Here is a 25,747-nt window from a genome sequence, read left to right on the forward strand (position 1 = left end):
CTGGTACAGCGCAGCGCGGGAACGGGCAAGGGGGCGAAAGCGCTGGTATGTGCCGTACCCTCTACCTATCTTGGGTGAAACGATAATTGCGGGGCGGCAGATTGGTCATCTCATCACTGGCAGACAGCCTTGTGCGCGGCGTCGAAACCATAGGCGACAGCGTATCCGAGACGTTTTTTGAGCCTGTCATCCGCCTGGGTGTCACTGGGTTGGCGCGGTCGGGCAAAACGGTTTTCATCACTTCGCTGGTGGCGAACCTGCTGGATCGGGGACGCATGACCGGGTTGGTTGCGCGGCAAGAAGGTCGGATCAACGCCGCTTATTTGCAACCGCAGCCGGATGACACTGTGCCCCGTTTCGATTATGAAACGCACCTGTCCGCCCTGACCGGTCCGACACCGCACTGGCCAGACAGCACGCGCGCGGTTTCAGAACTGCGCCTGTCCTTCAAAGCCCGCCCAGCCGGCTTGCTTGCTGGCTTGCAGGGACCGCGCACCGTTCATCTGGACATTGTCGATTACCCCGGAGAATGGCTTCTGGATCTGGCCTTGCTGGACAAGTCGTATTCAGACTGGTCTCAGGAAACACTGACACGTATCGAGACCCGTTCGGAGGCTGCCGGATATCTGGCCCAGGTCAACGGCGCAGACTCGTCCGGGGCACATGACGAGCCGACCGCGCAGGCGCTGGCATCGTCATTTACGACCTACCTCAATCAGGCACGTGAAGCCGGGTATTACGACTGTACCCCTGGACGGTTCCTGTTGCCGGGGGATCTGGCAGGCTCTCCGGTCCTGACATTTGCGCCGTTGGTGGCGTCTGGCCCGTCGCGGCGCAGAACGCTTCAGCGCGAGATGGAACGGCGATACGAAGCTTACAAAGCTCAGGTCGTGAAACCGTTTTTTCGGGATCACTTCTCGCGGATCGACCGACAGGTGGTTCTGGTTGACGCGCTGGGCGCTATTCATAAGGGTCCGCAGGCGGTCGAGGATATGCGCCGCGCCATGGCTGATATCCTGTCGGCCTTTCGCCCCGGCCGAAATGCGTGGCTCAGCCAATTGCTGTTGGGAAAACGGGTCGAACGCATTTTGTTTGCGGCGACAAAAGCGGACCACCTGCACCACACGCAGCATCCCCGCCTCACCGCGATCATTGAAGCATTGACGCGGGAGGCGCGCGATCGGGCGAATTTCGCCGGGGCCCGGACCGAGGCCCTGTCTCTAGCATCGCTGCGCGCGACGACCGAAGAGGTGCGCAATCACAACGGGACAGAATTGCCATGCGTTCGGGGTACCTTGTTGGATAGTGGGAAACAGGCTGCCTTCTACCCCGGTGAATTGCCCGAGGATCCAGCGCATCTGTTGGGCCCGGCCCGAAATGGGGCTGATGCGTGGTTGGGCGAAGACTACGGCTTCATGGCCTTTGCCCCGGCCCAGTTAACCATGAAACCCGGTGACGGCCCGCCGCATATCCGGCTTGATCGTGCCGCCCAGTTTTTGATTGGAGATCGGTTGTGACGGTACTTCTGCGTCCCGCACGCCCAACGGATGCAGGCACCATCGGGACAATCCTGCATAGTTTCACCCTGGAAAACGACTGGATGCCTGAATTGCACAGCTGCGCCGAGACGATCGCCTTCTGTGGGCGAATGATTGATCAGGAATGGGTTACTGTGGCCGAAGCTGAGGCCGGTGTTGTAGGTTTCTTGGCGCTCAACGGTCGTGAAATCCATTCGCTTTATCTGGATGCACCGGTTCGGGGGCGGGGGATTGGTCAGCAATTGCTGGATCACGCCAAATCGGGCCGCTCAGAACTGAGCTTGTCCGCGTTTCAGGACAATGCCCGAGCCTGTCGGTTTTATGAACGAAACGGTTTTGCCGAGGTGGCCCGCAGCGATGGGGCGGATAACGATGAAAACTTGCCCGACATACGGTTTGTCTGGCGCAGTGAGGGTGTGATCCATGGCTAAAGGCCCGGTTTTGATCGATCTTGAAATGGATGAGCCCGCCGCTGATGTCGCGAAGGCCCCGCCGGTGCCGGACATCGCGCAACCTCAGGGGCAAGCAATGCAAAGCGCGGCGCGGCTGGCGGCCCGTAAACCTTCGGTCCTTGCGCGCTGGTTCTGGGGGCTTGCCCTGGCAGTGGTTGGGGCCGCAATATCAGTGGCCGCGTGGGATTTTGCAACCGCTCTGGTGGCGCGGACACCTGTCCTGGGTTGGGTCGTCACCGGATTGATCATCGCTCTGGTTCTTGTGGCGCTGATGATTGCTATCCGTGAATTGGCTGCATTGGGGCGATTGTCCCGCGTAGATGGCCTACGTCGCGCCGCAGATACCGCATTGGCGGACGACGATCTGGCTCAGGCCCGCGCCGTTACAAATCGTATCATCGCATTCTACAAAGGGCGTGAGGATACACGCTGGGGACGTGAACGCTTGGCCGAGCGCATGGCGGATCAGTTCGATGCTTCAGCTCTGCTCGGGCTCGCTGAAGATGAGCTGCTGGCCCCGCTGGACGAAGCCGCCAGCCGGGAGGTCGAGGCCGCAGCCCGGCAAGTTGCGACCGTGACCGCATTGGTGCCATTGGCGCTTGCGGATGTGGTAACTGCATTGGCCGCGTCGTTGCGGATGATCCGCCGGGTTGCGGAAATCTATGGCGGGCGCGCAGGTACACTGGGGGGCTGGCGCCTGACCCGCACTGTCTTTGTGCACCTGGTGGCAACAGGGGCAGTGGCAGTAGGCGATGATCTGTTGGAACCTGTTCTGGGTGGTTCCGTTCTCAGCAAACTGTCACGCCGGTTCGGAGAGGGTCTGGTCAACGGAGCCCTCAGTGCTCGCGTCGGCGTGGCCGCGATGGAGGTCTGTCGCCCGCTGTCGTTCTCGGACCGGCATAAACCGTCAACGCGTGGCATCATCAAACGCGCCCTGCAAGGACTGTTCTCCAAGGGTTGATCCAAAGCAAAGCGTCCGGGCACACCCTTCGGCACATTGATTGTGTCGGAGGAACCAGCCATGTCGGATCACGGTCACAGCCCGCAGGAAATTGCCGCCCGGATCAATGCACCGCCCGGTAGGGGCGTTTTGCGCGACGTGGTTTACGGTGGCATCGACGGTTCAGTGACCACATTCGCCATCGTCGCTGGTGTTGCGGGGGCGGGCCTTTCCTCATTTGTCATTGTGGCGCTGGGGTTGGCGAACGTACTGGCTGACGGGTTCTCCATGGCAGCCGGAAACTATTCAGGAACCAAGGCCGAACTGGACAACATGCGGCGGATCCGGGCGGTCGAGGAACGTCACATTGCGCTTTACCCGGATGGTGAGCGGGAGGAAGTGCGGGAGATCCTCGCGCAAAAAGGGCTTTCGGGCGACGTTTTGAACGAAGCCACGGTGGAGATCACATCCAGCCACGAAAACTGGATCAACCTGATGATCGAGGGCGAATACGGGTTGGGCAGCGTTGATCCGCATCCGATGAAGGCCGCTCTGGCCACGTTTTTTGCCTTTCTCGTCGCAGGGATGATCCCACTTCTTCCCTTTTTGATGTCGGCTCAGAATGCGTTTGCAAAGTCTGCATGGATGACGATGGGTGTGTTTTTCGCGATTGGTGCGCTCAAAAGTCGTTGGTCGTTGGCCGCATGGTGGCGTTCGGGAATTGAAACGCTTTTGATTGGCGGGTTGGCTGCGCTGATCGCGTATCTGGTTGGGTCCCTGTTCCATCCCTAATTGTCGCAGCCAGACTGTCACAACTGGTCAGCGTCCCGCAGTCGGATAGAGTGATCCCAAAAAACCGGTTCGCGTGACGATGTCTTATCACAAAATTCCTGAGAAAAGTGTTTTGGTGCTTGGCGCTTACGGGTTCATTGGCGCTGCGGTAGCACGTGCGCTTCTGACCACCGGTGCCAAGGTTACCGGGTTGGTCCGCGATCTTTTTCAGGGCAAAAGAGTTTTGCCGGATGTGGCCTTGAGACAAGGTGACCTGCGTCAGTTGCTGCGCAAGGAAGACTGGCAGGAATTGCTTGTCGGCGTCGATGTCGTGGTGAATTGCGCCGGCGCATTGCAGGACAACGCCAAGGATGATCTCGGAGCCGTCCATCATACGTCCATTTCAGCCCTCGCAGAAGCGTGCGCGCTCAAGGGTACTGACATCATCCAGATATCCGCCATTGGGGCGGAACCGGATGCAAGCACAGATTTCCTGCGCAGCAAAGCTGCGGGAGATGCAGCTTTGCGCGCCTCTGGCGTTCGGCTTTGGGTGCTGAAGCCGGGGCTTGTGATGGGGCAGACGGATTATGGTGGAACCGCGCTGTTGCGAATGTTGGCGGCCATACCCTGGGTTCAGCCCTTGGCATACCCCGAAACACCAGTTCAATGTGTAGGGATGCCTGATCTGTGCAAGGCCGTGACATCGGCCGTGGCGGGTCGGTTGCCAGAGGGCACGTTTGATCTGGTTGAGGATACACCGCACGAACTGTCGGACGTCGTGCGTAGCACTCGACACTGGCTGGGGTTTCCTGCCGCACGCTTCAGCCTAATCCTGCCACAGGTCCTGACCAAGGTCATTGCTGCGCTGGCGGATGGATTGGCATGGTTGGGATGGCGATCCCCCCTGCGCAGTACGGCGATGACGGTGATGGCAGATGGTGTGACCGGCGACCCTACGCCCTACAAGGCGGCATCAGGGCATGGGGTTGCACCGTTGCCCGACATCTACGCCACGCTTCCCTGTGCCCGCGAACATCGGCTGACAGCGCGGATGACACTGTTGATGCCCGTGGTCGTGGTCACGCTTTGCCTGTTCTGGTTGTTGTCGGGCGTGTTGGGTTTGGTGGGCGTGCCCCCGGCATCTGACATCTTGATCCGGGCGGGGTGGTCAGCACCTCTGGCCACCACCAGCGTTGTGTTCTGGTCCCTGATTGATATCGCGCTTGGCTTGGCCATCTTGTGGCGCCCATGGGCCGCGCGCGTTTGTGTTGCACAAATTGCCGTGGCTCTGTTCTATTTGATTGCGGCATCCATCACGACGCCTGAATTGTGGTTGGACCCTCTGGGGCCGTTGGTTAAGATCCTGCCTGCAATGATCTTGTCCCTTGTGGCCCTGCCAATGTTGGACAGCCGATGATGGACCCGGACCTTATTCTGCGATGGCTGCATGTCATCGGCGCTTGCGTGTTGCTGGGGACAGGGGCAGGGATTGCTTTTTTCATGCTGATGGCACATCGCAGCAAGGATCCGCGTGTTATCGCCCACACGGCGGGCATCGTGGTGTTGGCCGATCTTCTGTTCACCACAACGGCCGTGATCCTGCAGCCCATAACCGGAGCGTGGTTGGCCTGGCGGATTGGTTGGTCGTTGAGCGAAGGATGGATTGCGCTGTCTCTGGCATTGTACGGATTGACTGGCCTGTTCTGGTTACCAGTGGTTTGGGTCCAGATCCGTTTGCGGAACTATGCGAAAACAGCGGCAGAGCAAGGCGCCCCGCTTCCTGCCAACTATTACCGTTTGTTCCGATTCTGGTTTGCCTGTGGTTTGCCGGCCTTTCTGGTGGTACTGACCATCCTCTGGCTGATGATCGCGCGCCCGGCAATATCCGTGTTTTAACCTCGCTGGCGGCTTTCCAGACTGTTGCTGCCTGACAACCCAAGATAGCCTGACCGCAGACAAAGATCGGAGACTCAGTTGGAATCGCTGCTTGTTCTTGTTGGCCTGGTTGTGCTGGCCATCCCGGTGACATTGATCGCACTTTTGGTCGGACATTCCCGATTGCGTCGCCGGGTGGAGCAATTGGAAACGCAGATTGGCGCCCTGATCTCAGGCGACGCGACGGTTCCGCTGCAACCCGAGCAGGATGCGCCCTCACCGCAACCAGTTGCTGAAAAGCAGGTTCGCAGGCCAGGGCCATGGGCAGTGCCAAAGCGCCAAGAAGACGCGCGCGTCGATGTCGAGGATACGGACACGTCACCACCCGCCATTGTGTTTCGCTCCGACAGGTTTGCAGCGCTTGGCGCATGGCTGCGCGAGAACTGGTTTTACGTGGTTTCGGCCCTGTCACTGGCATTGGCCGGGATATTCCTCGTGCAATACGGCGTGGAAAACGGCTTGCTGCCTCCGGCGGCTCGCGTAGTTGCGGCGCTCTGTTTCGGCTCTGTTCTGATCCTCGCAGGAGAATTCCTGCGGCGGAAGTTCGGGGACGACGAGGCTGCGGCCACTGCCTATTTGCCCTCGGTCTTTTCCGGGGCCGGTCTTGTTACCCTGTTCGGAGCTATCCTGTCTGCGCGCCAGTTGTACAACCTGATCGGGGCCGAGGCGGCCCTGACAGGGATGGTCGCCGTCGCGTTGATTGGCCTTGTTCTGGGGTGGTTTCACGGCCCGCTGCTGGCTGCGGTTGGTCTGATCGGAGCCTTCGCTGCTCCCTTCGTGGTCGGAGGCGCATCCGATGATCCCTCATGGCTCTACGCCTATTTTCTGCTGGCCACTGTTTTGGGGCTGGGCATCGACACGGTTCGGCGCTGGGCATGGATCTCGGTCCTGACATTGTTCGGGGCTTATGCGGCGAACCTGCTTTTGGTGACCGGAGCCCCGAATACGGAACCGGGTTATCTGATCGCTGCAATGGTGCTAGCGCTTTTGGCAGTCGCCATTCCCGCGCGGTGCCTCTGGCCGGATCATGCTGGCCCGATGCTGTCTCAGATGATCCGTCATCCCAAGACTCGCCCATGGCCCGAATTCCCAGCCCGGCTGGCCGCCGGAGCCATTGCGGCAAGTACGGTGATCCTGTCCTGGCACTGGGCGGACACTGAGGCTGAATTCTGGTTGGGCGTCACCCTGCTATCCGTCTTGATTCTGGCTCTGCTCCTTTGGGCCAAGGATGCTCCAGCCCTCCAGGACTTGACCGTCCTGCCAGCAACAGGTCTGGTGTTTTTTGTCGCCTCCCACGGGCTGGAGTATGGCGCAGTTCTGCGCAGTTTTTCTGCCACCTATGCGGAAACACCCGAGGCCGACTACCCGATGGTGGTCACTGTTCTGGTCGCCTTGGGAGGGGTGATGTCAGCGCTGATGGCCTGGCGGTCCTTCACGGCAAGCCAGTATCGCGCAGTCTGGGCCGGAGGAGCCGCGCTTTTTGCACCCGCACTGGCCATCGCGCTGGAAATAGGTTGGCACCCGGCTGCGGTTATCGGAGCCTACCCATGGGCACTGCACGCAATCTCACTTGCTGTATTGATGGTGGTTCTGGCCGAACGCTTTGCCCGCGCCGACGGTGATGACCGGATGCGTGCAGCTCTCGCCACGCTATCCATGCTGTCCTGTCTGGTGTTTGCCTGTGTCATCGTACTCAGCTCTGCGGCGTTGACGATAGCACTGGTGGCCAGCGTTGTGGTCGCGGCGGCGTTGGATCGTAGGTTCACGTTGCCGCCAATGAGCTGGTTTATCTGGGCCGGCGTCTTTACCGTTACTGTGCGTTTGGTGCTTGATCCGGGGCTGGACTGGGCCAATTCTGCCCCACTGCCCGAGATGGCGATGGTCTATGCTTCAGCCACGCTTGGATTCATAGTGGGATGGTGGTTGCTGCGCCCCTTAAAACGCCCCTTGGCGGCATTGTTGCTTGAAAGCGCGGCCTGGGCGACAGCAGGCATTCTGCTGTCACTGCTGTTGCTGCGCTGGCTCGAAGGCTTTGGCGAGGGCGGTGCCGACAACAGCCATTGGGGTCTGAGTCTGCTGGCCATCATCTGGCTGCTGCTTGCGTTTGCGCAGGTCCAGAGGTTCGGGCTGGGCGGTAAGCTGAATTACCTCCGATACCTGCTGGCTCTGTTCTTTGCAGCTCATGGTCTTTTTTATCTGATGTTGGCATTGACGGACCAGAACCCATTATTGAATCCGAACGCCGACCCGGTGCTCGGGCCGCCGGTTCTCAATACGCTTGCCATTGCCTATCTGTTGCCTGCGCTGGCCATCGGGGGTTCAGCGTGGCGGATCACGGAAATGCCGAAGCTGGGCAGACAGGTCTGTTATGGCATTGCAGGGGCGTTGGCCGCGGTTTGGCTTGGGTTGGCCACCCGGCACTTCTGGCAGGGCGCCGCGGGCATGCATGAAAGCAACGGCGTCACCCAGCCAGAGCTGTACACCTATACATTGGTTCTGCTGCTGATCGGAGCCGCGCTGTTCTATCAGTCACTGGCGCGTGGATCGGATCTGATGCGCAAGGCGGGACTGGTTGTGATCGGGCTGGCCGTGGCCAAAGTGTTTATGATCGACATTGCCGGTCTGGGTGGCTTGATCCGGGTGTTTTCGCTGCTTGCGCTTGGGCTGGCACTGGCTGGTCTTGCCTGGCTGAACCGGTGGGCCAAACTGCGCCATTCGCCGCAGCAGGCGGACCCTCTGGACCATTAGGCGTGGGCGTCCTATAAGCGCGGCCATGTATGACCGTCTGGCCATCATTATTCGAATTATATCCCCGGCGCTCTGATATCGCGAGACGCCGGGCAAAGGTGCTTGAGACTTCGCACTGACCGCTTCGATCCATACACGCCAGTTCATCCTGAGGACGCCCCCAATGTGCGCCGACACGACCCAAACACCTGATTACAAAGACACGCTGAACCTGCCCAAAACCGATTTCCCAATGCGCGCCGGACTGCCCAAGCGCGAACCCGCATGGCTGGACCGTTGGGAAACCATTGGCGTCTATGACCGCCTGCGCGAGAAAGAAGGCCGCACGCCCTTTACCTTGCATGACGGCCCGCCCTACGCCAACGGCCACTTGCATATCGGCCACGCGCTGAACAAGACCATCAAGGATATGATCGTGCGCAGCCATCAGATGATGGGTCATGACGCGCGCTATGTGCCCGGGTGGGATTGCCACGGCCTGCCGATCGAATGGAAAATCGAAGAGCAGTACCGCAAGAAGGGCAAGAACAAGGACGAAGTGAACATCGTCGACTTCCGTCAGGAATGCCGCAAGTTCGCCGAGGGCTGGATCGACATCCAGCGCGAAGAGTTCAAGCGCCTTGGCATCACCGGCAACTGGCCCGATCCTTATATCACCATGGACTATCACGCCGAGGCGGTGATCGCGGACGAGTTCATGAAGTTCCTGATGAACGGCACATTGTATCAGGGTTCGAAACCCGTGATGTGGTCGCCGGTTGAAAAGACCGCGTTGGCCGAGGCCGAGGTTGAGTATCACGACAAGGAAAGCTTCACTATCTGGGTGAAGTTCAAAGTTGTGAATGCGGGGGATCTGGATGACGCCTTTGTGGTGATCTGGACGACGACCCCGTGGACCATGCCGTCGAACAAAGCCGTCGTTTACGGTAAAGACATCTCGTACGGCCTTTATGAAGTCACAGACACACCGGACGAATGCTGGGCAAGTGTCGGCGATAAATTCTTGTTGGCCGACAATCTGGCCGCTGACGTATTGGGTCGTGCGCGTCTCAACGACGACCAGTGGGCTCGCGTCCGTGACGTAACTGTGGATGAACTGGAAGGCATTGGCCTGACCCACCCGCTGGCCGGGGCCGAGGGTGGTAATGGCGAATGGGACGACATCCGCGATTTCCGCGCGGCTGACTTCGTGACCGACACCGAAGGTACGGGCTTTGTCCACTGCGCGCCCTCGCACGGTATGGAAGAATTCGAGTTGTACCGCGATCTGGGCATGCTCGAGCAGGTCATCACCTACAACGTGATGGACGATGGGTCGTTCCGTGCCGATCTGCCGTTCTTTGGCGGCAAGTACATCCTGTCCCGCAAGGGCGGCGAAGGGGATGTCAACAAAGCCGTGATCGACAAGCTGGCTGAGGTCGGCGGGCTGCTGGCGCGTGGCAAGATCAAGCACAGCTATCCGCATTCGTGGCGCTCGAAGGCGCCGATCATCTACCGCAACACGCCTCAGTGGTTTGCATCCGTCGACCGTAAGCTGGACGACGGCATGGGCGAAATGGGCGACACCATCCGCGAACGCGCCCTGCGGTCCATCGACGAGTTGGTGAAGTGGACGCCGCAGACCGGCCGCAACCGTTTGTATTCGATGATCGAAGCACGCCCGGACTGGGTTCTGTCACGCCAGCGCGCCTGGGGCGTGCCGCTGACCTGCTTCACCAAGAAGGGCGCTCTGCCCACCGACGCGGATTACCTGCTGCGCAACGAAGATCTCAATGCCCGCATTAAGGCGGCGTTCGAGGCAGACGGCGCGGATATCTGGTACACCGACGGCTTCAAAGAGAAGATCCTCGACGGCATCGCCAACCCCGATGACTACGATCAGGTGTTCGACGTGCTGGACGTATGGTTTGATTCTGGCTCGACCCATGCCTTCGTTCTGCGCGACCGCGAGGACGGGACCGAGGACGGCATCGCGGATGTCTACATGGAAGGCACCGACCAGCATCGTGGCTGGTTCCATTCGTCCATGCTGCAGGCCTGCGGTACCAAGGGTCGTGCGCCGTACCGCAACGTGGTGACCCACGGCTTCACTCTGGATGCCAAGGGCAACAAAATGTCCAAATCGCTGGGCAATACCATCGTGCCGGAAGAGGTCATCAAGCAATACGGTGCCGACATCCTGCGCCTGTGGGTGGCGCAGACCGATTATACCGCAGACCAGCGGATCGGGCCGGAGATCCTGAAAGGCACCGCCGATAGCTATCGCCGTTTGCGCAACACCATGCGGTTCATGCTGGGCTCGCTGGCCGATTTCTCTGAGGCTGATCGGGTTGCACCCGAGGATATGCCGCGTCTGGAACGCTGGGTTCTCAGCCGTCTGGCCGAGTTGGATGAGCAGGTGCGCAAAGGCTATGCGTCCTTCGACTTCCAGGGTGTTTTCAGTGCGGTCTTCACCTTTGCGACCGTTGATCTGTCGTCCTTCTATTTCGACGTTCGCAAGGACGCGCTGTATTGTGACGGCGACAACCTGCGCCGACGCGCTGCGCGGACCGTGTTGGACATCCTGTTCCATCGCCTGACGACATGGCTGGCCCCTGTTCTGGTATTCACCATGGAAGAGGTCTGGCTGGAACGGTTCCCGGGCGATGACGGCTCGGTCCATCTGGTGGACTTCCCGGACACGCCCGTAGACTGGCGCAACGCTGAACTGGAAACCAATATGGCCAAGGTGCGCCGTGTCCGTCGTGCGGTCACCGCTGCGCTTGAGATCCAGCGTCAGGATAAGGTTATCGGCTCCAGCCTCGAAGCGGCACCCATTGTGCACGTCGAGGATGGCGAAACCCGTGATCTGCTGGCCACGTTCGACGTGGACGACATGTGCATCACCTCAGGCCTGACCGTGACCGGCGATCCGGCCCCGGCCGAGGCGTTCCGTGTACCGGAGATCGAAGGCGTTGCGGTGGTGTTCGAAAAAGCTGAAGGCGAGAAATGCCACCGCTGCTGGAAAATCCTGCCTGATGTGGGCCGTCACACCCACGCGGGTGTCTGCGGACGCTGCAATGAGGCGCTGAGCTAAATCAATCAGCCCCCTCGAGATCATTGGGGGGGCTGAATGCCAGATCATGTCTGCTTGGTCTGCGGTGTCGGATTGAACAGGTCGAAGCCAATAGCAGGGTCTGTCAGCGCTTTCCAAACCTGATAGTCCGTAAAGTAACCGGTGTGGCCCCCGGGATCGACCGGGATGTTTCGGTTCGCAAAAATCAACCCGCCCTCGATTTCTGTTCCAACGAAATCATCCTGCCGGAAGATATTGAACCATGCTGCGTTCAACTGGCTGGCCGTGACGGTAAACATCTCGGGAAAATAGCGTTGGTATATGTGGGTGACCGGGCACCCCATCGTGATGAGTGTCAGAGTCCGGTTGCCAATGCGCTTTTGGACTCGTGGGTCGGCAAGCATCTGTGTGGCAATCACGGTTCCCTGAGAATGTGAAATCACCGTGACATGATCCGCCGGAAAGATATCCAGAACGTAGTGCAATGTGCGATAGAAACGCTCGTCAATCGCCTTGCGGTCCGGATAGTTGCGTTGCCTCGTTTCTAAATCTTTTCTCAAGAAGCATTTGTCGCGAATGGCATATGTAACGATATCCCGTGCCACGCCCAGCCCGGCGGCGACAAAGCTCGAGAAACGGTACATCAGCGCAGTAGCGCCAAGGACAATCAGGCCGATCTCACCTTGCGAACAAGCCAACCTGTCTAATGCCCAAGCGATCAGGTTGGTCTCATTTATCCCGATGTTACATGTGGCCTCAAATTGCTGGTTGGTCGCGATCTCACGGATCGTGACCAGAACCAACACGATGGCGCCAAACAGAAAGACCCATTGCGCCAACCGGTTCACGATCGCGCGGCTGATTAGGCCGTTGCGGGTATGCAGGTTGGATTTGTACGTCTTGCGGCCTGCAAAAAGCCCGACGCCAACAACCCCCAACAGAACAATGGCCACGAAAGCCACGCTGAGCGTTTCAATGGATTCGCGCAGGTTGTTATCAAAAAGACGTTGCAACTGACCGCCGGACAATCCGGGCACGGTTGCCAGCAATTGCTCAATCGTCAGCCAGAGGCCGGAAATGAAAAACATCCAGAAGACAAGCATTCCCGCGCATATGCTGGGGTACAGGCGCCTGTGTTCCGTCAGCGTGTCACTGATCTCCAGTTTCGTCGCAGACAGGATGTAAAGAATAACCGTCAGAAGGATAAGCGCAGCCCAGAAGACGGACAGCAGAAAAATCTGAAAAGCCACAAACTGCTCCAGAGCCGGTGGGCAGGTTATTGTGTCGGAAGGGACACAGGCCCGGATGCCCAGACCAAGTGGTCCTATGACAAGGCACAGTGTCAGTACCGCACCCACACCGGATATTCCGCGCCAGAAGACCCGTCTGAGATAGGTCGGCGCAGACTGGATCCGCCTCAGCCCAGCTATGGCCCCACCCGCATAAAGTGCCAAAAGAAGCCAAAATAACAGGGCTGGGTTCGCGAAGAACGCGACAGGGATCCGGTCGGTCATCACCGCTGCGGCGCCGATCAATAAATAGGCGTTCAGGGTCGCGACCGCACCGAAGAAGATCCACGTGAAAAGGTGAACCAGTTGCGCCGCCAGTGTGTATCTTCCATTGGGCTGGTCGGATGCCACGCCTTTGCGGCTATGGGTTTGCTCGGCGTTGTCCATCGCCAGATAACCCAGTGCCAAAACAACCCAGATCAGGTCGAGAACAGTTTTGATGGTCCCCTTCGGAGCCGGAGAGCGATCGGCCCAAAAAACTTCTGCAAACATGGCTTCGTCTTGCGGTGCAGACGGTTTCGACACTTTGCGCAGATTGACTTCGAATAGCTCCGCGTTTCGCGGGCTTCCGTCGAAGGTCGACTCGGCCAGCTCGATCATTCCGCGTTCGACTTCGATCGGTGGCCTGGATTTTCCATCCAGCCAGGTTGTTGCGGCACCGACCACCTGATCGACGGTTTCACCGGGTTTTTGTTCTCCGATTCCATGAACTGTAAGGATCAAATGACGACCCATTGCGTTCTCCAAAATTCCTTAAAGTAATGGCACAAGCGTATCATGAATGGCGCCAAAACCCAAAACAGGCGCATTGCACCGTTTTGAACGCTTCTGGGCTTGTGCTTGGCGGTTTGATCTGAAACCGTCGAGCCATGGCGATGATTTCCGTTGAAACTCAGTTCGGGCGACTTGGTGTAGAAGAAACAGACGGCGCCCTTACACGGCTTTTCTGGAACGGCAGGGATGACGGGGAGCCGACCGCGCTGCTGCGCGAAGCCGCGGCGCAGTTAATGGCCTATGATGAAGGGAAACTTGACCGTTTCGATCTGCCATATCGCATTGACGGATCAAAGTTTCAGAAGCAGGTCTGTGACCTTATGTATGCCATTCCGCTTGGGGAAACACGTACCTATGGCGAAATCGCCAAGGAGTTGGGGCAACCTGCGCAGCCGGTTGGCCAGGCCTGCGGTGCAAATCCGATCCCCGTGATTATTCCCTGCCACCGGGTTCTGGCCGCCAGTGGCCTGGGCGGTTTTTCAGGCGATGGTGGCGTTGAGACAAAAGTTGCGCTCTTGCGGCATGAGCGCGCGGCGGGCCTTTTGATCTGAGCCACGAAATTCGGTTGCAATCCGCTTACTGCGGGCTCAACTTATATCAGTTGCTGAATTCAAAGGACCGCATTGCATGACTACTGAACAAGACCGTGCAGCCCGCAAGAAGGCCATTATCGACCGGTTGATGTCGCTCGAAGCGCAAGAGCTTGCAACAGCGCAGGCCCATTATGACGCGTTTTTGAAGGACGCTCAGTTGGATGACCGGGAAGGTCACGACAAGGATGACATCGCCGCATCGCGCGAGAATGCCGATCTGGCGGCCGCCTTTGATGCGCCTGTCCACGCGCATCACGCCAAGATTGATGTGATCGAAAACACCGATTTCAGTCTGGCCGATACGGTCAAACCGGGATCGGTGATCAAGTTCAACAACCGCAGATTTGTTGTGTGTGTCTCGACAACGCGGTTTGAAGTGGATGGCAAAACCTATATGGGAATCTCAACCCAAAGCCCGATTTATCTGGCTATGGCTGGCCTGCAAGAGGGCGACGTTTTCACCCATAACGGCACCGAGTTCGAGGTGCAGGAAGTTCTGTAAATCGGTTCAGGCAGCGCTGCGTCAGGCGCGGCGCTGCGGAACAACCTGTTGGGCAATGCCTGCAAAGGTCAGGTACAAGCTGGTGATCACCAGCCCCCAATGCGCCCAGCTTTCGGGGTGAAAATCGACCCATGCGGCCCAACCTGCGAAGAACGTCCACGCCAATGCCATCGGCAAAGTCAGGTTACGCCAGCGCTCTGTGCGGACGGGATGGACGAATTTCAGCGGCAGGAACATGGCCAGCGACAGCAGCGTGACCAGCAGCAGGATGATCCAGAAATTCGGCTCTAGTGCGAAAATCACAATGACGAACATGTTCCAGCACCCGGGAAAGCCGGAAAACGAATTGTCCTTGGTCTTCATACGTGTATCTGCAAAATACATTGCGCTGGCGAAGGTGATGACAATGATTGCAAACCAACCGGTCCAGCCGTCCATCAGCCCCGACTTGAACAGGGCAAAGGCCGGTATGAAGACATAAGTCAGATAGTCGATGATCAGATCCAGCAAAACGCCGTCAAACTCGGGGGCGTTGTGTTTGACGTGATAGTGTCGTGCCAGTGGGCCATCGATACCGTCTACGATGAAGGACACCACCAGCCAAAGATACATAAGGCTCCATTTTTCTTCGACGGCGGCCAGCATGGCCAGCATGGCAAAAACGGCGCCTGTTGCAGTGAAAAGATGAACGGAAAGAGCTTTGAATCTGAGTGTCATGCAAGCGTCATGACCGATGCGCGCCACAGATGCAAACCAAAAGCCCGCGGTTCCGATGGATGTATGTGTGTCAGGCTTTGGGATGCGCGCGGTTATAGACTTCCATCAACCGCGCGGTGTCCACAGCGGTATAAGCCTGCGTCGTCGACAAAGAGGCGTGACCCAGCAATTCCTGAATGGCCCGCAGATCCCCTCCGGCTGAAAGCAGATGGGTTGCAAAGCTGTGCCGCATGGCGTGGGGCGTTGCGGTAGAGGGCAGGCCCAGTTGCATGCGGGCCGTGGCCATGACGCCCTGGATCGCCCGCGGGTTCAGTGGCCCGCCACGAACGCCCCGGAACATAGCCGCGTCCTGTGTTTGTGGGTGTGGACAGAGCTGCAAGTACCGGTCGACCGCTTCTTGGGCGGCTGGCAGAACCGGCACGATCCGTTCTTTGTCACCTTTCCCGATAATGCGCAGCGTGGCTGGCAAAGGCGCGTCCGCCCCGGTCAGCGACAGTGCTTCGGAAATGCGCAGGCCGCAGCCATAAAGCAGCGTGACAACCGCGACATCTCTGGCCGCGACCCAGTCGGATGTGGATTGCAGTTCGACCGTATCGATCATGGCGCGCGCGGCGTCTTCGGCCAGAGGGCGGGGCAGTTTCTGGGTGAATTTCGGCGCGCGGGTCGACAGAACCGCAGTGGGTTCGAACCCCTTACGCTCGGCCAGCCAGCGGTAGAAGCTCTTGACCGCTGACAACTTACGCGCCAACGACCGCGCGCTTACGTCTCTTCCGCGCTGATCCGCCATCCAGGCGCGCATATCTGACACCGTGATCCGTTCAATCGCTTTCAATCCCTGTCGTTCCGCATAGTGCAGTGTCATGAACGACAGGAACTCGGTGATATCGCCGCGATAGGCAGTTTGCGTGTTTTCCGATCGTCCTGCCAGCGCGCCCAGACTGTCCAGCCAATGCTGGAGCGCATCGCGGCAGGCAGGTGAGATCAGGTTCACGACAGCCAGTGGCGCATCGAGCGTTCGAATACGCCGGCAAAAAAGGTCAGAAGATCGGTGCCAAGCTGCGGTGTAAAGTGCCGCGGGTCGCGGGCTGCCATAACGATCATGCCTGGCAGGCGGCCGGGGCCGAGGTTAAGTTTCAGGCAGGCCTCAGAGCGCAACTGATCAGCCTGTGAGCCGAAAATGCGTCGGCTGGGTTGATGGATTTCCCGCAAGATGACATCCCGCGCAGGGCCGCCGCGATCAATGGTCAGATACCGGTCGATGAAACCGGGTTCTGCAATCGTCAGGACACCGCCCAACGTGTCAATCGCAGGATCGTTCTGAACTACGGTGGTTTCCAGAACCAGCGTTACGCTATCGACGCGAAGGATGTCTGCCACGTCAGCGCCCAGAGCGCGCAGGAAGTCTTCGAACTCGACAGGTTCCAGAAGGCGCAGAATGGCGCGGTGGACCTGATTGGTACCCGCGAGGTTTTCATAAGCCGCGGCGATGACGGAACGGTGGGTGTCTTCCAGCCGATCCAGCCGTGCCTCCAGCCGCTGCATGGCGATACCGCGCAGATCAATGACATTGTCACCGCGCGCCTGCTCGTTAGCAGTAACAAGCGCCTGCATCAGGTCCTTGTCGTCCAGCACGACGTCCGGCTCGGCCAGAATTGCCGCGCGGAGGTTATCCTCGAGTTTGGGGTTGCTGCTCATGTCCCGTCCGGTCTTTTTTTGTTGTGGCGGCTTATAACATGCCGGACCGGATTTGCCTTGGGAAAAATGCACGCATAGGCGGATTTCCTTGCGTGCTGTGGCGGAGATGCTCCCGCCCGCCACACCTGATCACAGATCAGGCTTAAGGCCGTTGGGCCGGGCGCGGCACCTGTCGGCGCCGCGCGGTTGCGCTATGGATCAAAGGATTTTCTGACCGGTCTTGGCCCAATCAGCCAGGAAGGTTTCAAGACCTTTATCGGTCAGCGGGTGATCGGCCAGCTTCTTGATCACGGCGGGCGGTGCGGTGATGACATCGGCACCGATGCGTGCGCTGTCGGTCACGTGGTTGACGGTGCGGATCGAGGCGGCAAGGATCTCGGTTTCGAAACCGTAGTTGTCATAGACCTGACGGATGTCTGCGATCAAATCCATGCCGTCGAGGTTAATGTCGTCCAGACGGCCGATGAAGGGCGAGATGAAGGTTGCACCTGCCTTAGCCGCCAACAATGCCTGATTGGTCGAGAAGCACAATGTAACGTTGACCATCTGACCTTCATCGCTGAGCGTTTTGCAGGTTTTCAGGCCAGCCCATGTCAGCGGAACCTTTACGGCGATATTCGGCGCGATCTTGGCCAGCTTGCGGCCTTCGGCGATCATGTCATCGGCATCGGTGGCGACAACTTCGGCGGAAACGGGGCCGTCGACCAGATCGCAGATTTCTTTCGTCACTTCCAGAATATCGCGGCCCGATTTCAGGATCAGTGAAGGGTTGGTGGTTACGCCGTCCACCATGCCCAGATCGTTCAGTTCTGCGATGGCGTCGATCTCGGCTGTGTCTACGAAGAATTTCATGAGGGCAGTCCTTTGATGGGTTGGCCTTGGTCGCGGATGGCTTTACCTCAAAGAGACCCATGCTGAAACCCCCTGCTAAGGATATGCTTTGAGCGTTCAGGAGTATTTCGATCACGGAGAGCTGGTGGCAGTGCTCACCACCCAGCCATTGGACCGGACGCTGGACTATAAAGCGCCCGAGGGTGGGTGTTTTCTGGGGGCTTTCGTCGAGGTGCCACTTGGGCCGCGCAAGGTGCTGGGGGTGGTTTGGGGGCCGGGGCAGGGCGGCTTTGATCTGACCAAGGCGCGGTCGGTGATCCGGGTGCTGGAAGTCGCGCCGATGCGCGAAGAGATGCGTGTGTTTCTGGGAAAGGTCGCTGACTACACCCTGACGCCGATGCCCGCGATGCTGCGTTTGGCGACACGCGCGCCGGGGTTGGGTGATCCGCCGTCGATGCGCAAGATTTACCGGTTGGGCGACCGGGAACCGGATCGGATGACTGACGCGCGGACCCGTGTTCTGGATGTGTTGCGCGATTATGGCGGGTTGGCATTCACGCTAAAAGAACTGGCGGAACAGGCAGGTGTGACCTCGTCTGTTGTCAAAGGTTTGGTCAAGCAAGGCGCGGCGCGGGAAGAAGACAGCCCGCGGGATCTGCCTTATCCGCATCTTGATCCAGATTTGCCGGGGAAAGACCTGACCGAGGACCAGGCTGCCGCCGTGGCACGCCTGCAGACCGGGCAGAGAACCGGAGATTATGGGACGACCTTGCTGAAAGGGGTGACCGGTTCGGGCAAGACCGAGGTTTATCTGGAAGCGGTGGCCGAAGCGCTGAGGTTGGGCCGTCAGGCTTTGGTTTTGTTGCCAGAGATTGCCCTGACCGCAGAATTTCTGAACCGGGTCGAGGCGCGGTTCGGCGCACTCCCGGCAGAGTGGCATTCTGGCGCGACCGTGACGGAACGGCGCCGGGTCTGGCGCATGGTCGGGCAAGGGGATGCGCAGCTGGTAGTGGGTGCACGGTCGGCGCTGTTTTTGCCGTTCCGTGATTTGGGTCTGGTGGTTGTCGACGAGGAACACGACACCTCGTACAAACAGGAAGACGGCGTGCATTACAGTGCGCGCGACATGGCGGTTCTGCGATCCGCCATCTGTGGCGCGCGGGTAATTCTGGCCAGCGCAACGCCTTCGCTGGAAAGCTGGGCCAATGCTGAAGCAGGCAAATATGAACGGCTCGATCTGAAATCGCGCTTTGGCGCGGCGATATTGCCCGAGATGAAACCCATCGACATGCGGGCCGAGCAGATGCAGCCGGGGACGTGGATATCACCGTCTTTGCGGCAGGCGGTGCAGCAACGGATCGAGAAAAGCGAGCAATCGCTGCTGTTCATCAATCGGCGTGGCTATGCCCCGGTTACCTTGTGCCGCGCGTGCGGAGAACAGATCGCTTGTGATCATTGCGACGCACGTATGGTCGAGCACCGGTTTCTGAAGCGGCTGATGTGCCATCAATGCGGTGAAACCAAGCCGGTGCCCGAAGCCTGCCCCTCCTGTGCGGTTGAGGGCAAGTTGGCTCCGGTGGGTCCGGGAATCGAGCGGCTGGCTGAGGAGGCAGAGGCGACTTTCCCAGACGCCAACATCGTTATGCTAAGCTCTGATCTGTTCGGCTCAGCGCGAGCTTTGAAGGCCAAGATAGAAGAGATCGCTGCAGGAGATGCCGACATCGTCATCGGCACTCAGTTGGTTGCCAAGGGGCATAACTTTCCCAAACTCACATTGGTGGGCGTGATAGATGCTGATCTGTCACTGCACGGGTCGGACCTGCGCGCGGCAGAGCGCACGTTTCAACTGATGCGGCAAGTAGCTGGGCGCGCGGGACGGGCGGAAATGCCGGGGCAGGCGTTGTTGCAGACGTTCCAGCCGGAACACCCGGTGATCCGGGCCATTCTGTCGGGCGATGAAGAAGGGTTCTGGAAGGCCGAAGCTGCCGGCCGGCAGGCGGCAGGAGTGCCGCCCTATGGTCGCATGGCTGGGATCGTGTTGTCAGGGCCTGAAGTTGGGCCTGTCTTTGATATCGGCAATGCCATGGCGCGCAACGATGCGCCGCTGACCCAGATCGGTGGGCAGGTTTTCGGCCCTGCACCAGCGCCCATTGCCCGTATTCGCGGGCGGCACCGGGTGCGTTTGCTGGTCAAAGCCCCCAAGGGTGCGCCAATTCAGGATGCCATTGCCCGCTGGATCGCGCCTTTGCGCCTGAAAGGGGATATCCGCATAACCGTCGACATAGATCCGCAAAGCTTCTATTGATCTCTGCATTCACGCAGGGTGACTGTGCGCGGGCAGCTTGCCTCTCGCCAAAACGCGGAAATGGGCGTAGACGACTCTCATGCTGAAACCAATGCCCCTTGCTGAGGCGCAGAGCCTTCCGTTCTGGCGCCGACCCATCACGCTCTTGTTCATGATGGCGCTAACCATGCCCATTGCGTTCAACGCATGGAGCGCGTTGCTGAACAATTTCGTTATCGAGGTGGCAAGCTTTGACGGAGCTGATATCGGCCTGTTGCACACAGTGCGCGAGATTCCGGGGTTTCTGGCGGTTGGCGTGATTGCCGTCATTATTTTCATCCGCGAGCAGGTTCTGGCGATGATCTCGCTGATGATGCTTGGCGTGGCCACGGCTGTGACCGCCTGGTTCCCCAGCTTGGGTGGATTGCTTTTCGTGACCCTGTTCAGCTCGATCGGGTTTCACTATTACGAGACTGTGAACCAGTCGCTTCAGTTGCAATGGCTGCCCAAAGATCGCGCGCCGCAGATGTTGGGATGGCTGGTTGCGATGGGGTCAGCCGCAACCATGGTGGTGTACGGGCTGATCGTTTTGACCTGGGACCGCTTTGATCTGTCTTACAACTCTGTCTTCATGGCAGCGGGTGGAGTAACCGCTTTGCTGGCGCTATTTTGCCTGTTTGCCTATCCGCAGTTTGATGCACCGACGCCACAGACAAAGAAACTGATCCTGCGGCGTCGGTATTGGCTGTATTACGCGCTACAGTTCATGGCGGGCGCTCGGCGGCAGATCTTTGTGGTTTTTGCCGGGTTCATGATGGTCGAGAAATTCGGTTTTGAAGTTCATGAGTTGACCAGCCTTTACCTGATTAACCTGATGATAAACATGATCGCCGCGCCGTTGTTAGGTAAAGCAGTGGCAAAGTTTGGCGAGCGGCGCACACTGATCTTCGAATATACCGGTCTGGCCATCGTGTTCGCCGCCTATGGTGGCATATACTGGTTCGGCTGGGGCGTGCTGCTGGCAGCAATCCTATATGTGATTGACCATGTGCTGTTTGCGCTGGCGCTGGCCTTGAAGACTTATTTTCAGAAAATCGCCGATCCTGCGGACATTGCGCCTACGGCGGCGGTGGCTTTCACAATCAACCACATCGCCGCTGTTTTCCTGCCCGCTTTGCTGGGTTTGCTTTGGGTCGTGTCGCCGGGGGCGGTGTTTGGCCTGGCCACGGCGATGGCCGTTGTTTCTCTGTTGCTGTCATTGCTGATCCCGCGCCATCCCGAGCCGGGCAACGAGACCATCCTGACCAAATACGCGCCAGCTCCTGCAGAATAGGCCTCAACGCTTGACCTTGGCAGCACGGCGTCCTAGGCGCAGTTTCAATTGAGACAGGAGGCCCAAAATGCCCACATTCACCGCGCTGACCACGTTGTCTGGTAAGAAAGCCGCCGAAGGTCTGGGCGAAGCGATGGAGCGTCTGGAGCCGGAACCAACCGGCGTTGGTGTGTTCGAGGTCGAAGACGGCTCGGGCCTGTGGGAGATCGGCGGATACTTCACCGAAGCCCCGGATGAGACCGCATTGGCCGTTCTGGCTGCAGCTTTCGATGCAAAACCGTTTGTTGTTTCAGAGCTGCCGGAAACCGACTGGGTCGCGCATGTCCGACGCGAGCTTGCTCCGGTCGAAGCGGGCCGCTTCTTTGTTTACGGCAGCCATGATGCTGACAACCTGCCCGAAGGCCGAATTCCTTTGCTGATAGAGGCCGCAATGGCCTTTGGTACCGGGCACCATGGCACCACGCTGGGTTGCCTGAAGGCCTTTGACAAGCTTCTGGACGAAGGGTTCACCGCGTCGAAAGTGGCCGATATCGGTTGCGGCACTGCCGTTTTGGCCATGGCAGCGGCCCGGGTTTGGGACGGCGAAATCATCGCAAGCGACATCGATGAAGTGGCCGTGGATGTGGCTGAAGCCAATTTGAAGGCAAACGGTATGTCCGGTGCGGTTCAGTGTGTCGAAGCCGCAGGGTTCGATCATCCCGATCTCAAGGCACACGCGCCGTATGATCTGATCTTTGCCAACATCCTCAAGGGTCCCCTTGTGGCGCTGTCACCCGAAATCGCAGCGAATCTGCGCCCTGGAGGCTGCGCGATCCTATCGGGAATCCTTAATGAACAGGCCGATGATGTGGTTTCCGTTTATTCCCAAAATGAGTTCAATCTGTCTCACAGAAGTGAGATTGGTGAATGGACGACCCTAATCTTAACCAAACAGGGCGCGAATTAGGCCATTTGCGGGAGTTTTGTGGATTTTTGCCACGCTTTTGTCGCAATCTCTTCTTACCGTTTTCTGACTGAAGTCGAGGGGGGCGGTTTTTGGAGGCTGCCATGACGGGTAAACAACTGGAGTTCAATCAGCGCGTTAATCGCCTGAACAAGAAACATCAAAAGATGGGCCGCGGCTATCGCGCGACGATGCGCAAGGATGGCCTGGTCGTGATGAAACCGCAGCGGGTAAGTTCTGCTGTGCCTGCGAAGGTGCTGCTGTTGACGCTTCTAGGTGTCTTCGCGTTCAAAGCATTTCTTTTGTCTCATCTTGGCCCGACGGGGTATCAATACCGGATCGACAGCTTGAACGAAGGTACATCGGTTGAGCAAGCCGGTGCATGGGTGATGCAGATCGACCCGGTGTCGCAAGCGCTGGCGGTTCAGCTGAACAAAGTTTTCTACTGATCCAATCTTAGGACAAAAAAACACCGCGTGCTTTGGGGCGCGCGGTGTTTCTGTTTGCCGCTCAAGGGAGGAGTGGCGAATGAGAGTGGTGGCCGGTGTTACTGGCGACCCTCGGCGATGACGTCGATGTCGCCACGGCACAGGCCGATATCTTCCAGTTCGCGGTCGCTCAGACCGGTCAGCGCGTTGCGGGTCACGCGGGCGTCGTTCCATTCGACAGCGGCGTTGACCACCGATGCGAAAAATGCGCCGATACGGCCAACGAGGCCGAATGAGCCAGTGGTTGCGAAGCGGGTTGTGTCTAGTGCAGCCATATCCTGTTTCCTTCTGGTTAGTGTTCAATTTGCAATCTTGCGATCTGAGCGGCATCTAGTGCTGCCAAATCACCTGCACAAGTCCAATTTTTGCATGTGTCCTATGCATTTTCTGCAATGCTTCACGAAGCTGTAATCCCCTTAAATAATTGGTGAAAATGCGTTAATAAGAGTGTCGAAATCAGACTTTCCGAAGTCGCAAATCGCCCAAGAGGTCGCCCCTGAGACACGTCTGTCGTTTTCAGCCTTTGGGCCAATTCGCTTGGAAAATGTTCACGCTTCGTGCTAGGCGTTGAAAAAAGATCACAAAACCCGAGCAGGCCGAGGCAAAACATGCGAATTCTGGGCATCGATCCGGGGCTTAGGACCCTGGGATGGGGCGTCATCGAATCAAATGGCAGTCGCCTGAGCCATGTGGCTAACGGCTTGTGCAAGTCGGATGGAGACGATCTGGGAGAGCGGCTACTGTCGCTGCACAACCAGATTGTCGAAGTGATAGCGGATCATCAACCGGATCAGGCCGCCATCGAACAGACCTTTGTGAACAAGGATGGGGCGGGTACGCTCAAACTGGGTCAGGCGCGGGGGGTTGCGCTGCTGACGCTGGCGCAGGCGGGATTGCCGGTGGGGGAATACGCACCTAACCGGGTCAAGAAGACCGTGGTCGGCGTGGGCCATGCCGAGAAAGCGCAGGTGCTGCACATGGTCAAACTGCAATTGCCGGGCTGTTTGCCAATGGGGGCCGACGCCGCAGATGCGCTGGCGATTGCCATTTGTCATGCCTATTACGGAAAGACACAACAGACGCGTGTGAAAGAGGTGCGGGCATGATTGGCAAACTGACAGGACGGCTGGATTACCGCGCGGCAGATCACGTGCTGATCGATGTCCGGGGCGTGGGTTATATCGTCTATTGTTCGGATCGGACCATGGCGGCGCTGCCGGGCGTGGGCGAGGCCGTCTCGATCTACACCGACATGGTCGTTCGCGAGGACCTGATGCAGCTTTATGGGTTCCTGTCTCTGGTTGAAAAGGAGTGGCATCGTCTTTTGTGCTCGGTTCAGGGTGTAGGAGCGAAGGTATCGCTGGCCATTCTCAGCGCGTTGGGGCCAGATGGCGTTAGCCGATCAATCGCTTTGGGCGATTGGGGCGCGGTCAAGGCGGCCAAGGGTGTGGGGCCTAAAACGGCGCAGCGGATCGTGTTGGACCTCAAGGACAAGGCGCCGGGGGTCATGGCCATGGGTGGTACAATCACTGAGGCGATGGACGGGCCCGAGCTTGAGGTTGTTGAACTGGCCGAACCTGCGCTTGCGCCCAAACGGGCATCGAGACCGCCATCCGGCGCGGCTGCTGCATCTGCCGGAGCATTGTCGGCGTTGGCAAATCTTGGATATGGGCCGTCTGACGCAGCAGCAGCAGTGGCTGAGGCGGCTGCCAGCCAACAGGATGCAGGCGAGACTGACTTGATCCGTGCAGCGCTCAGATTGTTGGCTCCGAAAGGCTAAGAGAATGGTAGACGCTGATCCCACTGTGCGCCCGGACCCGCTGCCCGAGGACAACGACCGCGCCTTGCGCCCACAGGGGCTGGACGAATTCATCGGTCAGGCCGAAGCGCGTGCCAACTTGCGTATATTCATCCAATCCGCCCGCCAACGGGGCGAGGCGATGGATCACACATTGTTCCATGGACCTCCGGGATTGGGTAAAACGACCCTCGCACAGATCATGGCGCGTGAGTTGGGGGTGAATTTCCGCATGACCTCTGGCCCTGTTCTGGCCAAGGCGGGCGATTTGGCGGCGATTCTGACCAATCTGGAAGCGCGCGATGTGCTGTTCATCGACGAGATTCACAGACTGAACCCTGCGGTGGAAGAGGTGCTTTACCCCGCGATGGAGGATTTCGAGCTGGATCTGGTGATCGGCGAGGGCCCGGCGGCCAGAACCGTGCGGATTGAATTGCAGCCATTCACGCTGGTGGGGGCCACCACGCGGATGGGATTGCTGACAACACCACTGCGCGACCGGTTCGGTATTCCCACCAGATTGCTGTTTTATACCGTCGATGAATTGCACGAGATCGTTACCCGCAACGCGCGGAAACTGGGCGCGCCTGCGGATAATGATGGCGCGCGCGAGATTGCGCGTAGGTCACGTGGGACACCCCGGATTGCGGGGCGGTTGCTGCGGCGGGTGGTGGATTTCGCTATCGTTGAAGGCGACGGTCGGATTACCCGCGAACTGGCTGACGGAGCCTTGACACGGCTGGGTGTGGACCATCTGGGACTGGACGGTGCGGACCGCCGGTATCTGAAGTTGATCGCCGAGAATTACGCAGGCGGCCCGGTTGGAATTGAAACCCTTTCGGCTGCTTTGTCAGAAAGCCGCGACTCGCTGGAGGAAGTGATTGAGCCATATCTGTTGCAGCAGGGATTGATTCAGCGAACCCCGCGTGGACGGATGTTGGCGCAGAAGGCGTGGACGCATTTGGGCATGACTGCGCCCAAACGGCAGAGCGATCTGTTTGGTTGAAGCCTGCGTCCAGAGATTCTAAGCCTTCGGCGAGAATGTTTTTGAAAAGATGAAG

Annotated in this window: 23 protein-coding genes; 17 read left to right on the forward strand and 6 right to left on the reverse strand. The window is 58.7% G+C overall.

From position 1 onward, the window contains the following. The first annotated feature begins 101 nt into the window (after nucleotides 1–101). From Q0816_RS09595 to ileS, 8 genes are all read left to right on the forward strand, one after another. Complete coding sequence (locus Q0816_RS09595) at nucleotides 102–1,517, forward strand: YcjX family protein (protein ID WP_298849834.1); 1,416 nt, start codon at nucleotides 102–104, stop codon at nucleotides 1,515–1,517. Beyond that, nucleotides 1,514–1,969: a GNAT family N-acetyltransferase gene (locus Q0816_RS09600; RefSeq protein WP_298849836.1), complete on the forward strand. Its 456-nt coding sequence runs from the start codon at nucleotides 1,514–1,516 to the stop codon at nucleotides 1,967–1,969. The genes Q0816_RS09595 and Q0816_RS09600 overlap by 4 nt, the downstream gene beginning before the upstream one ends. After that, nucleotides 1,962–2,951 carry a YcjF family protein gene (locus tag Q0816_RS09605; RefSeq protein ID WP_298849838.1) on the forward strand — a complete coding sequence of 330 codons (990 nt, stop codon included), beginning with the start codon at nucleotides 1,962–1,964 and terminating at the stop codon, nucleotides 2,949–2,951. The genes Q0816_RS09600 and Q0816_RS09605 overlap by 8 nt, the downstream gene beginning before the upstream one ends. 60 nt (nucleotides 2,952–3,011) lie before the next feature. Next, complete coding sequence (locus tag Q0816_RS09610) at nucleotides 3,012–3,722, forward strand: VIT1/CCC1 transporter family protein (protein WP_298849839.1); 711 nt, start codon at nucleotides 3,012–3,014, stop codon at nucleotides 3,720–3,722. Between the two features lie 79 nt (nucleotides 3,723–3,801). Then, on the forward strand, nucleotides 3,802–5,118 hold the full coding sequence (locus tag Q0816_RS09615; RefSeq protein ID WP_298849841.1) for an SDR family oxidoreductase: 1,317 nt from the start codon (nucleotides 3,802–3,804) through the stop codon (nucleotides 5,116–5,118). Continuing rightward, on the forward strand, nucleotides 5,118–5,597 hold the full coding sequence (locus Q0816_RS09620; RefSeq protein ID WP_298849932.1) for a DUF2269 domain-containing protein: 480 nt from the start codon (nucleotides 5,118–5,120) through the stop codon (nucleotides 5,595–5,597). The genes Q0816_RS09615 and Q0816_RS09620 overlap by 1 nt, the downstream gene beginning before the upstream one ends. 78 nt (nucleotides 5,598–5,675) lie before the next feature. After that, the gene (locus tag Q0816_RS09625) at nucleotides 5,676–8,384 is read left to right on the forward strand and encodes a DUF2339 domain-containing protein (protein ID WP_298849843.1); all 2,709 of its coding nucleotides are present in this window, start codon (nucleotides 5,676–5,678) and stop codon (nucleotides 8,382–8,384) included. Between the two features lie 163 nt (nucleotides 8,385–8,547). Beyond that, nucleotides 8,548–11,460, forward strand: a complete 2,913-nt coding sequence (ileS, locus tag Q0816_RS09630) for an isoleucine--tRNA ligase (protein ID WP_298849845.1) — start codon at nucleotides 8,548–8,550, stop codon at nucleotides 11,458–11,460. 44 nt (nucleotides 11,461–11,504) lie between these two features. Here ileS and Q0816_RS09635 read toward each other — a convergent pair whose 3' ends face one another. Beyond that, nucleotides 11,505–13,463, reverse strand: a complete 1,959-nt coding sequence (locus tag Q0816_RS09635) for a hypothetical protein (RefSeq protein ID WP_298849847.1) — start codon at nucleotides 13,461–13,463, stop codon at nucleotides 11,505–11,507. A gap of 134 nt (nucleotides 13,464–13,597) precedes the next feature. Here Q0816_RS09635 and Q0816_RS09640 point away from each other — a divergent pair, with 134 nt between their 5' ends. Next, nucleotides 13,598–14,053, forward strand: coding sequence for a methylated-DNA--[protein]-cysteine S-methyltransferase (locus tag Q0816_RS09640; protein ID WP_298849849.1), 456 nt, complete (start codon nucleotides 13,598–13,600; stop codon nucleotides 14,051–14,053). Between the two features lie 76 nt (nucleotides 14,054–14,129). After that, nucleotides 14,130–14,597, forward strand: a complete 468-nt coding sequence (locus Q0816_RS09645) for a hypothetical protein (protein ID WP_298849851.1) — start codon at nucleotides 14,130–14,132, stop codon at nucleotides 14,595–14,597. Nucleotides 14,598–14,618: 21 nt separating this feature from the next. On the opposite strand, the gene Q0816_RS09650 is transcribed toward Q0816_RS09645, so the two are convergent. The 4 genes from Q0816_RS09650 to fsa form a co-directional block, all read right to left on the reverse strand. Continuing rightward, on the reverse strand, nucleotides 14,619–15,314 hold the full coding sequence (locus Q0816_RS09650; RefSeq protein WP_298849853.1) for a CDP-alcohol phosphatidyltransferase family protein: 696 nt from the start codon (nucleotides 15,312–15,314) through the stop codon (nucleotides 14,619–14,621). Nucleotides 15,315–15,384: 70 nt separating this feature from the next. Further along, entirely contained in the window at nucleotides 15,385–16,305 is a 921-nt protein-coding gene (locus Q0816_RS09655) for a tyrosine recombinase XerC (protein WP_298849855.1), read from the reverse strand. After that, nucleotides 16,302–17,009 carry a DUF484 family protein gene (locus tag Q0816_RS09660; RefSeq protein ID WP_298849857.1) on the reverse strand — a complete coding sequence of 236 codons (708 nt, stop codon included), beginning with the start codon at nucleotides 17,007–17,009 and terminating at the stop codon, nucleotides 16,302–16,304. Before Q0816_RS09660 ends, Q0816_RS09655 begins: the two co-directional genes overlap by 4 nt. Before the next feature lie 198 nt (nucleotides 17,010–17,207). Next, nucleotides 17,208–17,861 carry a fructose-6-phosphate aldolase gene (gene fsa, locus Q0816_RS09665; RefSeq protein WP_298849859.1) on the reverse strand — a complete coding sequence of 218 codons (654 nt, stop codon included), beginning with the start codon at nucleotides 17,859–17,861 and terminating at the stop codon, nucleotides 17,208–17,210. An 88-nt stretch (nucleotides 17,862–17,949) separates the two neighbouring features. Here fsa and Q0816_RS09670 point away from each other — a divergent pair, with 88 nt between their 5' ends. The 4 genes from Q0816_RS09670 to Q0816_RS09685 all read left to right on the forward strand — a co-directional run bounded on the left by Q0816_RS09670 (nucleotide 17,950) and on the right by Q0816_RS09685 (nucleotide 22,849). Then, nucleotides 17,950–20,145: a primosomal protein N' gene (locus Q0816_RS09670; protein WP_298849861.1), complete on the forward strand. Its 2,196-nt coding sequence runs from the start codon at nucleotides 17,950–17,952 to the stop codon at nucleotides 20,143–20,145. A gap of 79 nt (nucleotides 20,146–20,224) precedes the next feature. Beyond that, on the forward strand, nucleotides 20,225–21,457 hold the full coding sequence (locus Q0816_RS09675) for an MFS transporter (RefSeq protein ID WP_298849863.1): 1,233 nt from the start codon (nucleotides 20,225–20,227) through the stop codon (nucleotides 21,455–21,457). Nucleotides 21,458–21,524: 67 nt separating this feature from the next. Next, nucleotides 21,525–22,403 (forward strand): 50S ribosomal protein L11 methyltransferase, encoded by an 879-nt coding sequence (locus Q0816_RS09680; RefSeq protein WP_298849865.1) that lies wholly within the window; start codon nucleotides 21,525–21,527, stop codon nucleotides 22,401–22,403. Nucleotides 22,404–22,504: 101 nt separating this feature from the next. Then, entirely contained in the window at nucleotides 22,505–22,849 is a 345-nt protein-coding gene (locus Q0816_RS09685) for a hypothetical protein (protein ID WP_298849867.1), read from the forward strand. 98 nt (nucleotides 22,850–22,947) lie between these two features. On the opposite strand, the gene Q0816_RS09690 is transcribed toward Q0816_RS09685, so the two are convergent. Next, the gene (locus tag Q0816_RS09690) at nucleotides 22,948–23,163 is read right to left on the reverse strand and encodes a DUF1127 domain-containing protein (RefSeq protein WP_298849869.1); all 216 of its coding nucleotides are present in this window, start codon (nucleotides 23,161–23,163) and stop codon (nucleotides 22,948–22,950) included. Between the two features lie 333 nt (nucleotides 23,164–23,496). Here Q0816_RS09690 and ruvC point away from each other — a divergent pair, with 333 nt between their 5' ends. The 3 genes from ruvC to ruvB are packed head-to-tail and all read left to right on the forward strand — an operon-like array spanning nucleotide 23,497 to nucleotide 25,692. Then, nucleotides 23,497–23,994, forward strand: a complete 498-nt coding sequence (ruvC, locus tag Q0816_RS09695) for a crossover junction endodeoxyribonuclease RuvC (RefSeq protein ID WP_298849871.1) — start codon at nucleotides 23,497–23,499, stop codon at nucleotides 23,992–23,994. Further along, a complete protein-coding gene (gene ruvA / locus Q0816_RS09700) occupies nucleotides 23,991–24,668 on the forward strand; it encodes a Holliday junction branch migration protein RuvA (protein ID WP_298849873.1) in 678 nt (225 codons plus the stop codon). The genes ruvC and ruvA overlap by 4 nt, the downstream gene beginning before the upstream one ends. 4 nt (nucleotides 24,669–24,672) lie before the next feature. Next, nucleotides 24,673–25,692, forward strand: a complete 1,020-nt coding sequence (gene ruvB, locus Q0816_RS09705; RefSeq protein WP_298849875.1) for a Holliday junction branch migration DNA helicase RuvB — start codon at nucleotides 24,673–24,675, stop codon at nucleotides 25,690–25,692. The last annotated feature ends 55 nt before the right edge of the window (nucleotides 25,693–25,747 follow it).

It is taken from the genome of uncultured Ruegeria sp. (genome assembly GCF_947497005.1).
Taxonomy (GTDB): Bacteria; Pseudomonadota; Alphaproteobacteria; order Rhodobacterales; family Rhodobacteraceae; genus Ruegeria.

Bases quoted from the DNA above. Each gene is read 5' to 3' on its own strand.
- Q0816_RS09675 (WP_298849863.1), top strand. From the start codon at position 20,225: ATGCTGAAACCAATGCCCCTTGCTGAGGCGCAGAGCCTTCCGTTCTGG.
- Q0816_RS09650 (WP_298849853.1), bottom strand. From the start codon at position 15,314: ATGACACTCAGATTCAAAGCTCTTTCCGTTCATCTTTTCACTGCAACA.
- Q0816_RS09690 (WP_298849869.1), bottom strand. From the start codon at position 23,163: ATGGCTGCACTAGACACAACCCGCTTCGCAACCACTGGCTCATTCGGC.
- ileS (WP_298849845.1), top strand. From the start codon at position 8,548: ATGTGCGCCGACACGACCCAAACACCTGATTACAAAGACACGCTGAAC.
- Q0816_RS09615 (WP_298849841.1), top strand. From the start codon at position 3,802: ATGTCTTATCACAAAATTCCTGAGAAAAGTGTTTTGGTGCTTGGCGCT.
- ruvC (WP_298849871.1), top strand. From the start codon at position 23,497: ATGCGAATTCTGGGCATCGATCCGGGGCTTAGGACCCTGGGATGGGGC.
- fsa (WP_298849859.1), bottom strand. From the start codon at position 17,861: ATGAAATTCTTCGTAGACACAGCCGAGATCGACGCCATCGCAGAACTG.
- ruvB (WP_298849875.1), top strand. From the start codon at position 24,673: ATGGTAGACGCTGATCCCACTGTGCGCCCGGACCCGCTGCCCGAGGAC.
- Q0816_RS09685 (WP_298849867.1), top strand. From the start codon at position 22,505: ATGACGGGTAAACAACTGGAGTTCAATCAGCGCGTTAATCGCCTGAAC.
- ruvA (WP_298849873.1), top strand. From the start codon at position 23,991: ATGATTGGCAAACTGACAGGACGGCTGGATTACCGCGCGGCAGATCAC.
- Q0816_RS09660 (WP_298849857.1), bottom strand. From the start codon at position 17,009: ATGAGCAGCAACCCCAAACTCGAGGATAACCTCCGCGCGGCAATTCTG.
- Q0816_RS09620 (WP_298849932.1), top strand. From the start codon at position 5,118: ATGGACCCGGACCTTATTCTGCGATGGCTGCATGTCATCGGCGCTTGC.
- Q0816_RS09640 (WP_298849849.1), top strand. From the start codon at position 13,598: ATGGCGATGATTTCCGTTGAAACTCAGTTCGGGCGACTTGGTGTAGAA.
- Q0816_RS09610 (WP_298849839.1), top strand. From the start codon at position 3,012: ATGTCGGATCACGGTCACAGCCCGCAGGAAATTGCCGCCCGGATCAAT.
- Q0816_RS09635 (WP_298849847.1), bottom strand. From the start codon at position 13,463: ATGGGTCGTCATTTGATCCTTACAGTTCATGGAATCGGAGAACAAAAA.
- Q0816_RS09680 (WP_298849865.1), top strand. From the start codon at position 21,525: ATGCCCACATTCACCGCGCTGACCACGTTGTCTGGTAAGAAAGCCGCC.
- Q0816_RS09645 (WP_298849851.1), top strand. From the start codon at position 14,130: ATGACTACTGAACAAGACCGTGCAGCCCGCAAGAAGGCCATTATCGAC.
- Q0816_RS09605 (WP_298849838.1), top strand. From the start codon at position 1,962: ATGGCTAAAGGCCCGGTTTTGATCGATCTTGAAATGGATGAGCCCGCC.